Source organism: Streptomyces sp. NPDC001157, from assembly GCF_053598255.1.
The window spans coordinates 159,535-171,070 of record NZ_JBSFJW010000007.1 but is presented as its reverse complement, the minus strand read 5'-3'; the positions used below and the strand labels follow the sequence as shown (position 1 = coordinate 171,070).

Sequence of the window (11,536 nt, the reverse complement as noted above, 5' to 3'; positions counted from 1 at the left end):
GAGGGTCCCCGGGCGTGCAACCCGGGGACCCTCGACGCCCTGGCAGGAGCAGTTGTGCCGGCGCTTAGCGCTCGACCTCACCCTTGATGAACTTCTCGACGTTCTCCCGGGCCTGGTCGTCGAAGTACTGGACCGGCGGAGACTTCATGAAGTAGCTGGAGGCCGACAGGATCGGGCCGCCGATGCCGCGGTCCTTGGCGATCTTCGCGGCGCGCAGGGCGTCGATGATGACACCCGCGGAGTTCGGGGAGTCCCAGACCTCGAGCTTGTACTCCAGGTTCAGCGGGACGTCACCGAAGGCACGGCCCTCGAGGCGGACGTACGCCCACTTGCGGTCGTCCAGCCAGGCGACGTAGTCGGACGGGCCGATGTGGACGTTCTTCTCGCCGAGGTCCCGGTCGGGGATCTGGGAGGTGACGGCCTGCGTCTTGGAGATCTTCTTGGACTCCAGGCGCTCGCGCTCGAGCATGTTCTTGAAGTCCATGTTGCCGCCGACGTTCAGCTGCATCGTGCGGTCCAGGATGACGCCCCGGTCCTCGAACAGCTTCGCCATGACGCGGTGCGTGATGGTGGCGCCGACCTGCGACTTGATGTCGTCACCGACGATCGGGACGCCCGCCTCGGTGAACTTGTCCGCCCACTCCTTGGTACCGGCGATGAAGACCGGGAGGGCGTTGACGAAGGCGACCTTGGCGTCGATGGCGCACTGGGCGTAGAACTTCGCCGCGTCCTCGGAACCCACCGGCAGGTAGCAGACGAGCACGTCGACCTGCTTGTCCTTGAGGACCTGGACGACGTCGACGGGATCGGCGTCGGACTCCTCGATGGTCTCGCGGTAGTACTTGCCGAGGCCGTCGAGGGTGTGGCCGCGCTGGACGGTGACACCGGAGGTGGGCACGTCGCAGATCTTGATGGTGTTGTTCTCGGAGGCGCCGATGGCGTCCGCGAGGTCGAGGCCGACCTTCTTCGCGTCGACGTCGAAGGCGGCGACGAACTCGACGTCACGGACGTGGTAGTCGCCGAACTGGACGTGCATCAGGCCGGGGACCTTGGACGCCGGATCGGCGTCCTTGTAGTACTCGACTCCCTGAACCAGTGACGCGGCGCAGTTGCCCACACCGACGATGGCTACGCGAACCGAACCCATTCCGGTTGCTCCCTGTGTGTACGAGTGAGGCCCTGACTGGACTCTCACGTGGCGGTGTCGTCGGGCGTATCCGTCCCGGGGGTGTCCCCGGGACGGGGCAGGACGCCCGGCGCTCCAGATGTGTTGTTCTGCTGAGCGGACCCCCCGGAGGCGGGACCCTTCAGGTCCCGTCCGGCCCGCTCGCTCTCGATGAGCTCGTTCAGCCAGCGCACTTCGCGCTCCACGGACTCCATCCCGTGGCGCTGGAGCTCAAGCGTGTAGTCGTCGAGGCGCTCCCGGGTGCGCGCCAGGGAGGCGCGCATCTTCTCCAGACGCTCCTCGAGCCGGCTGCGGCGGCCCTCCAGCACGCGCATGCGCACATCGCGCGACGTCTGCCCGAAGAAGGCGAAACGGGCGGCGAAGTGCTCGTCCTCGTACGCGTCGGGGCCCGTCTGTGAGAGCAGCTCCTCGAAGTGCTCCTTACCTTCCGCCGTCAACCGGTAGACGATCTTGGCGCGACGCCCTGCGAGTGGCGCCGCGAGGGCGTCCTCGGAGGTGTGTCCCGGCTCTTCGATCAACCAGCCGTTGGCGACCAGCGTCTTGAGGCAGGGGTAGAGCGTTCCGTAGCTGAACGCACGGAACACGCCCAGTGACGTGTTGAGTCGTTTCCGCAGCTCATAGCCGTGCATCGGGGACTCGCGGAGCAGGCCGAGTACGGCGAACTCAAGGATCCCGGAACGCCGGCTCATCCGCTCGCCTCCTGGCCTTGTCTCGCTCCGATGTATCGACTCGATACATCATGACGATAGAACGGCCTTCCGGATGCGACAAGTGGGGAGACGGTGAACGGGATCACATCACTTATTCATCCGAGGCAAGTTGCCTGATTTGGGGTGAACTCTGGGGCTCAGTGGGTTTTGGCGGTGCGTAGTCTGTGCGGCATGCAAATCACCGGGAGCCGAGTGACGCCAGGGTGTGTCGTGGCTTCCGGCGCAGTACGGGTGAATGCGGGATCGACCACATCCGTACTTCGGGGGGACCGGAAACCAGCCGCCGTTTCCAGGCGCGCAGGGGTGCGCCTGCCCGAGGAGTAGTCGTTCGATGAGCGAGCACCGTCGCAAACCGCCGCAGCCGCAGGGAGGCGGACGTGCCGCGGCCCGACGCGGCCAGTCCGGCTCGTCCTCCGGCCGCCGCGCGGCACCGCGGGGCGCCACCGGGTCCCCGGCCGATTACGGACTGGGCCAGGGGTCGACTGACGAGGAGCGGTCGTACAGCGGCCGCGCCGAAGCCCGCCGCGCGGCACAGAGAACAGGAGGCGGCCGCCGCAGAGCGGCCGAACCGGGCCGCGGAGGTCGACGCGGCGCGCCCGGCGGACCCGGCCGGGGCAGAGGGCGAGCACCCGATCCCGGCAGGAAACGCCTGATCGACTATCCGCGCGCGGGCAAGTACGGCGCGGCGCGCTGGGTGCCGTCGTGGAAGCTGGTGACAGGCCTGTTCATCGGCTTCATCGGAAGCCTGGTGGCCGTGGCGGGCATCGGGTACGCCATGGTGAGCGTCCCGAATGAGGCCGACACGGCGACGGCGCAGAACAACGTCTTCTACTGGTCCGACAAGAGCGAGATGGTCGCCACGGGCGGTGAGACGAACCGCCAGATCGTCAACCTCTCGCAGATCCCCAAGGCGATGCAGTACGCCGTCGTCTCGCAGGAGAACAAGACCTTCTACACCGACAGCGGCATCGACCCGAAGGGCATCGCCCGCGCCGTGTTCAACATGGCCCGGGGCGGCGAGACGCAGGGTGGCTCCACCATCACTCAGCAGTACGTCAAGAACGCGCGGTTGGACGACCAGTCCCAGACGATCACGCGTAAGTTCAAGGAGATCTTCATCTCGATAAAGGTGGGCGCCACGGTCTCCAAGGACAAGATCATGCAGGGCTACCTGAACTCTGCGTATTACGGGCGCAACGCCTACGGCATCCAGGCGGCCGCCCGCGCGTACTTCAACAAGGACTCCGTCCAGCTGAACCCGGGCGAGTGCGCGTTCCTGGCGGCGATGCTCAAGGGCGCCACGTACTACGACCCGGCGGGCGCCACCTCCATCGACCCGGCGGCCACCCCGGAGGACAACAGCAGGCGTGCGCTGCGCCAGATGCAGAACACCCTCGACAAGATGGTCCAGTACCACCACCTGGACGCGGCGACCCGAGCCAAGTACACCAAGCTCCCCGACGTGAAGAACCCGCGGTCGAACACCCAGCTCGCCGGCCAGGTCGGCTACCTCGTGGACTTGGCGAAGGCGTATCTGATCAACAACACCAACATCACCGCCAACGACCTGCAGCGGGGCGGCTACTCGATCTACACGACTTTCGACAAGAAGAAGGTCAAGGAGCTCGAGGCCTCGGTCAAGAACGTCCAGAAGAACAACATCAAGCCCAAGGAACGTCCGAAGACGGACACCCACGTCCAGTTCGGCGGCGCTTCCGTGGACCCGACGACCGGCGCCATCAAGGCCATCTACGGCGGCGAGGACGCGACCAAGCACTTCACCAACAACGCCGACGTCACCGGTGCTCAGGTCGGTTCGACGTTCAAGCCGTTCGTGCTGGCGGCGGCGATGAAGTGGGGCGTGCGGGACAAGAGCCTCGGCCCGGAGCAGGCGCAGGACGAACGTACGCAGGTCTCTCCGAAGAGCCTGTACAGCGGCCAGAACAAGCTCAAGATCAAGGAGTACGACAACACGGTCTGGAAGAACGACAAGGGCGAGGAGTGGCTGCAGACCAACGACGGCAACGAGTCGTACGGCAGTCCGCCCAAGTACCAGATCGACTTGCGTGAGGCGATGCGGGAGTCGGTGAACTCCGCCTATGTGCAGCTCGGAATGGACGTCGGGCTGGACAAGGTGAAGGAGGCGGCCATGGACGCCGGCCTCAAGGAGAACAGCCTCACTGGTACGAGCTATCCGTCGTTCTCGATTGGTATTTCCGACCCGAGTGCGATCCGCATGGCTGGCGCTTACGCCACTTTCGCGGCCAGCGGTGAGAAGCGCGATCCGTACTCGGTGGAGAAAGTCACGAGCGAGAAGGGGGTGGATTATCAGCACAAGGACGCTGCGAAGGAAGTATTCACCCCAAAGGTCGCCGATAACGTGACAGACGTCCTCAAGACCGTTGTCGACAAGGGCACAGGCACCGCTGCTCAGCTGACGGGCCGTGATGTGGCCGGCAAGACTGGTACCACCGACGGCAATAAGTCCGCCTGGTTCGTGGGCTACACCCCGCAGCTGTCCACGTCGATCACGATGTTCCGGTACAACGACGACGAGTCGGAGAAGAACCGCACCTTCCTGAAGATGTATGGAACGGGCGGTCAGAAGAAGATCCACGGTGCGTCGTTCCCGGCCGAAATCTGGCACGACTACATGGCGGAGGCGCTGAAGAACGAGCCGGTGAAGAACTTCCCGCCGCCGGAGCCCATTGGGGAGGTCGTCAACGACGTGCCGAGCCCGACGGCCGTTCCGACGCCCAGTGAGACCTTGACGAGCCCGTCACCGAGTCCGTCGCCCAGTGAGACCTTGACGAGCCCGTCGCCCTCGGCGAGCGAGTCGTGCAAGTTCGGCTGGCAGTGCACGGACACCGGCGGTACGGACACCGGCGGCACCGACGGAGGCGTGACCTCAACGCCGACGGCCACGGACACGTCAGGGACCGGCAACAGCAGAGGCAACGGCAACGGAGGGCTCTTCGCGGGCCCCGCCGGGTAGGTATTGTCGGGTCACTTCGAATGGAGCCGGTTGCCCCATCATCAGGGCTGCGACCGGCTCCATTCGCAGTTGAGTGGGATGGGGCGGTCTGCGGCGAAAATGGTCGAAATCATTCTGATCGAGACGCCGTAAACCCTTGTTGGTGATCGAATCTCTGTGCTAAATTTTGGGTTGACCAAATCGGGGTGGAATAAAATCGGGGTGGAGTAAGTTCAAATGTCTCGCTCATTCAAGAAAATAGGCGTTACGGCCCTCGCGGGTGCCACTTTCATGACCGGTCTCGCATTCGCGGGTGCACCGCAGGCCGCAGCTGCAGATAGGTGTAGCGCCTATCAATCCAACGAGTTCGACACTCCTGGGTACAACGTCGACGTGAAGATCAGGTTCTGTATAAGGAAGAGCGGCGGCGTGCACCTGGCGTATGCGGAGGGCACGTGGGGCGACGGTGGCGGCGTCGTAGCCAATTTCGAGCAGTTTGACATCCACGTTCGTGTCGAGCGCAACGATGTCGTGAAGCACGAGACCACGTGCAGCTTGTCAGGCGACCTCAACCTGTATGACTCGGGTTCCTTCGACGAGCACGGAACCTCGCACAGCGGAAGTCTCCACTGCGGGTTCATGTCGTCCACGACGGCGAGCGGGACCGGAGGATGGAGCGCGGACGGCAGCGTCCGCTACAACATCAACAACAATGGTGACGGCGCGCACACCTGGGATCTCGGCGGATCGCCGACCATCGGCTGACGGTGCTTCCGTCACGAGGGCCGCCGCACCACCAGGTGCGGCGGCCCTCGGCGTACTCCTGGACACGTACGGCAGGATGTGCGGCATGGCCAGCGCAGAATCGACGCAAGCGAGCGTGCACGAGCAGGACCCGGTGCGGCCGACCAAGGAGGACGAGGTCGCCGCGTCCGGCAGCGAGCTGATCGGCGGACCTCTGGGGCGGCGCGCCCTGCTCGGGACGTCCTGGTGGACTCCCGTACGGGTCGTCGCGCTCGTGGCGATCGGCATGTTCGCCCTCGGGCTGATCCAGAAGGCGCCCTGCTACAACGGCGCGTGGTTCTTCGGCGCCAGCTCGCAGTACACGAAGGCGTGCTACTCGGACATCCCGCACCTGTACCAGGGCCGCGGTTTCGCCGACGGCCTCGTGCCGTACTTCGACAAGCTCTCCGGCGACATGCCGTACCTCGAGTACCCCGTTCTGACCGGCGTGTTCATGGAAGTCGCCTCCTGGCTCACGCCGGGCAGCGGCAGCATCCAGGACCAGGAGCAGTGGTACTGGATGGTCAACGCCGGGATGCTGATGGTGTGCGCGGCCGTCATCGCGGTCTGCGTGGCCCGTACCCACGCCCGACGTCCCTGGGACGGTCTGCTGGTCGCCCTGGCACCCGCCTTCGCGCTCACCGCCACCATCAACTGGGACCTGTTGGCGGTCGCTCTGACGGCTGCGGCGATGCTGATGTGGTCCCGGAGCCGCTCACTCGCGTTCGGTGTCCTCCTGGGGCTTGCCACGGCTGCCAAGCTCTATCCCGTGTTCCTGCTGGGTCCACTGCTCCTGCTGTGCTGGCGTGCGGGCAGGTGGCGGGACTTCGGCAAGGCCCTGGCAGGAACAGTCGTCGCCTGGCTCGCCGTGAACCTGCCGGTGATGCTCTTCGCCTGGGACGGCTGGTCGCAGTTCTACAAGTTCAGCCATGACCGGGGCGTGGACTTCGGGTCGTTCTGGCTGATCATGGCTCAGAACTCCACCGACCCCCTCACCACCGACACCGTCAACAACCTGGCCACGGCGCTGGTGGTGCTGTGTTTCGTGGGTCTTGGCGTGCTCACCATGACCGCTCCGCGTCGCCCGCGCTTCGCCCAGCTCGCTTTCCTGATCGTCGCGGCGTTCATCCTCACCAACAAGGTCTACTCCCCGCAGTACGTCCTGTGGCTGGTTCCGCTCGCTGTGCTGGCCCGGCCGAAGTGGCGGGACTTCCTGATCTGGCAGGCGTGCGAGGTCGCGTACTTCCTCGGCATCTGGCTGTATCTCGCGTACACGACCAGTGGGGACGCTCATAAGGGACTGCCGCAGGACGGCTACCACTGGGCCATCGGCGTGCACCTGCTGGGGACGCTCTACCTCTGCGGCGTCGTCGTGCGCGACATCCTCATGCCGGAGCGGGATCCGGTGCGCCGGGCCGGTGACGACGACCCGTCAGGGGGCGTGCTGGACGGCGCGGAGGACGTCTTCGTCCTTGGCGCTGCGGCTCGTCCGCCGCGGCACGCCGCTCATTTCGACGGGCCGCAGGTCGAGTGGGGCATTAATGGAACAGCATCTTCCACGGACGGTTCACTCTGAGCGAACAGGTCATCGGTGGCGGTGGGCGACCCAGAGGCGGCCCCGTTGCCGACATGCGAAAAGGCCGTACACGGTAGCTACCGTGTACGGCCTTTTGGTCGGCCGACGCCCTCGCTCAGCGGTCGACGATGCGGTCGAACTGCGTGGTGGTGTGCCGCAGATGGGCCACCAGCTCCTCGCCGACCTTCGGTTCCGGTGCGTCCGCCGGCACGAAGAGGATGGAGACCTGCATGTGCGGCGGCTCCGCGAACCAGCGCTGCTTGCCGCCCCAGACGAACGGAGAAAGGTTCCGGTTCACCGTGGCGAGGCCGGCCCGGGCGACGCCCTTGGCGCGCGGCATGACGCCGTGCAGCGCCTTCGGAGCCTCCAGGCCCACCCCGTGCGACGTGCCGCCCGCCACGACCACCAGGAAGCCGTCGGAGGCCGCCTTCTGCTGGCGGTAGCCGAACCGGTCCCCCTTGGCGACACGGGTGACGTCCAGGACCGCCCCGCGGTACTCGGTGGCCTCGTGGTCCCCCAGCCACAGCCGCGTGCCGATTCGGGCGCGGAAGCGGGTCTGCGGGAACTGCTGCTGGAGCCGGTGGAGTTCGTCGGCCTTGAGGTGGCTGACGAACATCGTGTGCAGGGGCAGGCGGGCGGCACGCAGGTGGTCCATCCAGCCGATGACCTCCTCGACGGCGTCGGAGCCGTCCGTGCGGTCCAGGGGCAGGTGGATGGCGAAGCCCTCGAGGCGGACGTTCTCAATGGCGGCGTGCAGCTGCGGCAGGTCCTGCGCGCTGATGCCGTGCCGCTTCATCGAGGACATCACCTCGATGACCACACGGGCGCCCACGAGGCCGTACACGCCGTCCACCGACGACACCGAGCGGATGACCCGGTCGGGCAGCGGGACGGGCTCCTCGCCGCGCCGGTACGGCGTCAGCACCAGCAGGTCACCGCCGAAGAAGTCCTTGATGCGGGCGGCCTCGTAGGTCGTGCCGACGGCGAGGACGTCCGAGCCCAGCCGTGTGGCCTCCTCCGCCAGCCGCTCGTGCCCGAAGCCGTAGCCGTTGCCCTTGCAGACCGGGACGAGCCCTGGGAACTGGTCCTGCACGTGCTTGTGGTGCGCACGCCAGCGCGCGGTGTCGACGTAGAGCGTGAGCGCCATGGCCGGACCTGGAACCTTTCTCGTGGCTGCGGTGTATCAAAGATATGGAAGCGAACGAGGCTGTCGGACTTGTCGGAGCAATCGAAGCAAACGGCGGGGGCCGGTGGGTCTCAGCGGCGCGACATGTAGATGTCGAGTGCCTTGTGGAGCAGCTTGTTGAGAGGGAAGTCCCACTCGCCGAGGTACTCGGCAGCCTGCCCGCCGGTGCCCACCTTGAACTGGATCAGGCCGAAGAGGTGGTCGGTCTCGTCCAGGGAGTCGGAGATGCCGCGCAGGTCGTAGACGGTCGCGCCGAGGGCGTACGCGTCGCGCAGCATCCGCCACTGCATCGCGTTCGAGGGCCGGACCTCACGGCCGATGTTGTCGGAGGCGCCGTAGGAGTACCAGACGTGCCCGCCGACGATCAGCATGGTCGCGGCCGACAGGTTCACGCCGTTGTGCCGCGCGAAGTACAGCCGCATGCGGTTGGGGTCCTCGGTGTTGAGGGCCGTCCACATGCGCTGGAAGTACGACAGCGGGCGCGGCCGGAAATGGTCACGCACGGCCGTGATCTCGTACAGCCGCTGCCATTCCTCAAGGTCCTGGTAGCCGCCCTGGACGACCTCGACGCCGGCCTTCTCGGCCTTCTTGATATTGCGGCGCCACAGCTGGTTGAAGTTCTTGTGGACCTCTTCCAAGGACCGGTTCGCCAGCGGCACCTGGAAGACATAGCGGGGCTGTACGTCGCCGAAGCCCGCCCCGCCGTCCTCGCCCTGCTGCCAGCCCATACGGCGCAGCTTGTCGGCCACCTCGAAGGCGCGCGGTTCGATGAAGTCCGCCTCGATGTCGCGCAGCCGCTTCACGTCCGGGCTCTGGATGCCCTGCTTGATGGAGCCGGCCTCCCAGCGCCGGATGATCACCGGCGGACCCATCTTCACGGAGAAGGCACCCTGCTGCTTCAGGTGCGCGAGCATCGGTTCCAGCCACTCGGTCAGATTCGGCGCGAACCAGTTGATGACCGGGCCCTCGGGCAGATAGGCCAAGTAGCGCTTGATCTTGGGCAGTTGGCGGTAGAGGACGAGGCCGGCCCCGACCATCTCGCCGGTGCGCTCGTCGAACCAGCCGAGGCTCTCGGAGCGCCACTCCGCCTTGACATCGGCCCAGGCCGGAACCTGCATGTGGCTCGCCGAGGGCAGGCTCTGGATGTACGCCAGATGCTGCTCGCGGCTGATCGTCCTCAGGGTCAGGCTCATTCGGGGCGCTCCTCGGGCTGGTGTGTCCCCATGGGTACAGGGGCTCCGGCTCTCGCGCCGAAGCCTACTGCGCCTTGCGAGCGCCCCGACTGGGCGTACGGCACCTGCACCTCGGCTTGTCTGCCGCCGGGGCGTTCAGTGGCGCTTTGTCTGGGGTTGGAGAGCCGGTGTCCCTGGCTTCAGCCGATGACCCCACCGAAGAGGCCGCCGTGCGCCATGCCGAGGAAGAAGCCGACTGCCGAGGCCCCGAGACCCAGGATGAGTCCGAAGCGCTCGCGGGTCGTCTCCGAGATCCACTGGCCGTACGCACCGGTGAGGATCCCCACCAGGCCGGCCCAGGAGCTGAGCAGGTGCAGGTTGTGGAAGAAGCCCGTCACGAACGCCGTCACTCCGACAACCAGGGTCACCGCGAGCAGCGTGTCCTGGATGGGGTGGGGCTTTCCGTCCGTGGCGAAAAGGCCTCCGACGGTGTTGGGTCGCAATGCCTGTGCCATGGGGCACCTCCTGCGGAAGACGGCGCATCGTAGCGCCATGCACACCCGATGTGTACAGATTGACGGCCCTCACGGCCGGATTTCAACCGGAAGCAGGTGTGCAGGTAGTCTGTACGGTCTGCACCGGTGTCTGCCCAGGCAGAGCCAGGGAACCGTCCAGGCCAGTCCGGGGATGTCGCTCGCCGACCCCCGATTGTCAGTGGCGGCCGATACCGTTGCGTACGCATCACGACCCTCCTGCCACGGAACGACCGTGGCCGCTGAGTCCAAAGGAGGTGGGTTCCACATGCGTCACTACGAGGTGATGGTCATCCTCGACCCCGATCTGGAGGAGCGCGCTGTCGCCCCCCTGATCGAGAACTTCCTCTCCGTCGTCCGTGAGGGCAACGGCAAGGTCGAGAAGGTCGACACCTGGGGCCGTCGTCGTCTCTCGTACGAGATCAAGAAGAAGCCCGAGGGCATCTACTCGGTCATCGACCTGCAGGCCGAGCCTGCGGTCGTCAAGGAGCTCGACCGCCAGATGAACCTGAACGAGTCGGTCCTCCGGACCAAGGTCCTCCGCCCCGAGACCCACTGAGCTCTCCCGCTCAGTTGATCCCGGGATTCGAGTAGCAGCACCAAGCAGCCAGCAGCAAACCCGCCGAGAGGTTCCCCCATGGCAGGCGAGACCGTCATCACGGTCGTCGGCAATCTTGTCGATGACCCCGAGCTGCGCTTCACCCCTTCCGGTGCGGCGGTCGCGAAGTTCCGTGTCGCGTCCACTCCCCGTACCTTCGACCGCCAGACGAACGAGTGGAAGGACGGCGAGAGCCTGTTCCTGACCTGCTCGGTCTGGCGTCAGGCGGCGGAGAACGTCGCCGAGTCGCTCCAGCGAGGCATGCGCGTCATCGTGCAGGGCCGGCTGAAGCAGCGGTCCTACGAGGACCGTGAGGGCGTCAAGCGCACGGTCTACGAACTGGACGTCGAGGAAGTCGGCGCCAGCCTGCGCAATGCCACGGCCAAGGTCACCAAGACCGCCGGCCGCGGTGGGCAGGGTCAGGGCGGTTACGGCGGCGGTGGCGGCCAGGGTGGCGGCGGCTGGGGTGGAAACTCCGGCGGCGGTCAGCAGGGCGGCGGTGCTCCCGCCGACGACCCGTGGGCGACCGGCGCTCCCGCCGGTGGCCAGCAGGGCGGCGGCGGTGGCGGCGGCTGGGGTGGAAACTCCGGCGGCGGCGGTGGCGGCTACTCGGACGAGCCCCCCTTCTAGGCCTTTGGCCGAAGGGTGGGTCGTACCCAAACTTCTTGATCACACAGGAGAAACACCATGGCGAAGCCGCCTGTGCGCAAGCCTAAGAAGAAGGTCTGCGCTTTCTGCAAGGACAAGGTCACGTACGTGGACTACAAGGACACGAACATGCTGCGGAAGTTCATTTCCGACCGCGGCAAGATCCGTGC

General features: G+C 66.2%; 11 protein-coding genes. 6 read left to right on the top strand and 5 right to left on the bottom strand.

Going from position 1 to position 11,536, the window contains the following annotated elements; translation table 11 throughout:
- Positions 1-64: 64 nt before the first annotated feature.
- Both ACWDAG_RS15580 and ACWDAG_RS15575 read right to left on the bottom strand, forming a co-directional pair.
- Positions 65-1,147, bottom strand: coding sequence for an inositol-3-phosphate synthase (locus tag ACWDAG_RS15580; protein WP_450696119.1), 1,083 nt, complete (start codon positions 1,145-1,147; stop codon positions 65-67).
- Positions 1,148-1,191: 44 nt separating this feature from the next.
- Positions 1,192-1,875 (bottom strand): helix-turn-helix transcriptional regulator, encoded by a 684-nt coding sequence (locus ACWDAG_RS15575; protein ID WP_450696118.1) that lies wholly within the window; start codon positions 1,873-1,875, stop codon positions 1,192-1,194.
- A gap of 352 nt (positions 1,876-2,227) precedes the next feature.
- On the opposite strand from ACWDAG_RS15575, the gene ACWDAG_RS15570 reads away from it, so the two are divergent.
- From ACWDAG_RS15570 to ACWDAG_RS15560, 3 genes are all read left to right on the top strand, one after another.
- Entirely contained in the window at positions 2,228-4,891 is a 2,664-nt protein-coding gene (locus ACWDAG_RS15570) for a transglycosylase domain-containing protein (RefSeq protein WP_450696117.1), read from the top strand.
- Positions 4,892-5,161: 270 nt separating this feature from the next.
- A complete protein-coding gene (locus tag ACWDAG_RS15565) occupies positions 5,162-5,635 on the top strand; it encodes a hypothetical protein (protein WP_450696116.1) in 474 nt (157 codons plus the stop codon).
- Between the two features lie 85 nt (positions 5,636-5,720).
- Positions 5,721-7,229 (top strand): glycosyltransferase family 87 protein, encoded by a 1,509-nt coding sequence (locus ACWDAG_RS15560; protein ID WP_450696115.1) that lies wholly within the window; start codon positions 5,721-5,723, stop codon positions 7,227-7,229.
- Positions 7,230-7,344: 115 nt separating this feature from the next.
- On the opposite strand, the gene ACWDAG_RS15555 is transcribed toward ACWDAG_RS15560, so the two are convergent.
- The 3 genes from ACWDAG_RS15555 to ACWDAG_RS15545 form a co-directional block, all read right to left on the bottom strand.
- The gene (locus ACWDAG_RS15555; RefSeq protein ID WP_365834097.1) at positions 7,345-8,376 is read right to left on the bottom strand and encodes an alanine racemase; all 1,032 of its coding nucleotides are present in this window, start codon (positions 8,374-8,376) and stop codon (positions 7,345-7,347) included.
- A gap of 110 nt (positions 8,377-8,486) precedes the next feature.
- Entirely contained in the window at positions 8,487-9,608 is a 1,122-nt protein-coding gene (femX, locus tag ACWDAG_RS15550) for a peptidoglycan bridge formation glycyltransferase FemX (RefSeq protein ID WP_115907084.1), read from the bottom strand.
- Between the two features lie 179 nt (positions 9,609-9,787).
- Complete coding sequence (locus ACWDAG_RS15545; protein WP_365834099.1) at positions 9,788-10,102, bottom strand: hypothetical protein; 315 nt, start codon at positions 10,100-10,102, stop codon at positions 9,788-9,790.
- Positions 10,103-10,388: 286 nt separating this feature from the next.
- Between ACWDAG_RS15545 and rpsF the strand changes: the two genes are divergently transcribed.
- From rpsF to rpsR, 3 genes are all read left to right on the top strand, one after another.
- Positions 10,389-10,679: a 30S ribosomal protein S6 gene (gene rpsF / locus ACWDAG_RS15540; protein ID WP_005482942.1), complete on the top strand. Its 291-nt coding sequence runs from the start codon at positions 10,389-10,391 to the stop codon at positions 10,677-10,679.
- 78 nt (positions 10,680-10,757) lie between these two features.
- Complete coding sequence (locus ACWDAG_RS15535; protein WP_450696114.1) at positions 10,758-11,348, top strand: single-stranded DNA-binding protein; 591 nt, start codon at positions 10,758-10,760, stop codon at positions 11,346-11,348.
- A gap of 57 nt (positions 11,349-11,405) precedes the next feature.
- The coding region (gene rpsR / locus ACWDAG_RS15530) for a 30S ribosomal protein S18 (RefSeq protein ID WP_450696326.1) at positions 11,406-11,536 on the top strand (131 nt) is incomplete at its 3' end.

Coding starts and splice junctions, on each gene's coding strand:
- ACWDAG_RS15580 (WP_450696119.1), bottom strand. CDS start 1,147: ATGGGTTCGGTTCGCGTAGCCATCGTCGGTGTGGGCAACTGCGCCGCG.
- ACWDAG_RS15575 (WP_450696118.1), bottom strand. CDS start 1,875: ATGAGCCGGCGTTCCGGGATCCTTGAGTTCGCCGTACTCGGCCTGCTC.
- ACWDAG_RS15570 (WP_450696117.1), top strand. CDS start 2,228: ATGAGCGAGCACCGTCGCAAACCGCCGCAGCCGCAGGGAGGCGGACGT.
- ACWDAG_RS15565 (WP_450696116.1), top strand. CDS start 5,162: ATGACCGGTCTCGCATTCGCGGGTGCACCGCAGGCCGCAGCTGCAGAT.
- ACWDAG_RS15560 (WP_450696115.1), top strand. CDS start 5,721: ATGGCCAGCGCAGAATCGACGCAAGCGAGCGTGCACGAGCAGGACCCG.
- ACWDAG_RS15555 (WP_365834097.1), bottom strand. CDS start 8,376: ATGGCGCTCACGCTCTACGTCGACACCGCGCGCTGGCGTGCGCACCAC.
- femX (WP_115907084.1), bottom strand. CDS start 9,608: ATGAGCCTGACCCTGAGGACGATCAGCCGCGAGCAGCATCTGGCGTAC.
- ACWDAG_RS15545 (WP_365834099.1), bottom strand. CDS start 10,102: ATGGCACAGGCATTGCGACCCAACACCGTCGGAGGCCTTTTCGCCACG.
- rpsF (WP_005482942.1), top strand. CDS start 10,389: ATGCGTCACTACGAGGTGATGGTCATCCTCGACCCCGATCTGGAGGAG.
- ACWDAG_RS15535 (WP_450696114.1), top strand. CDS start 10,758: ATGGCAGGCGAGACCGTCATCACGGTCGTCGGCAATCTTGTCGATGAC.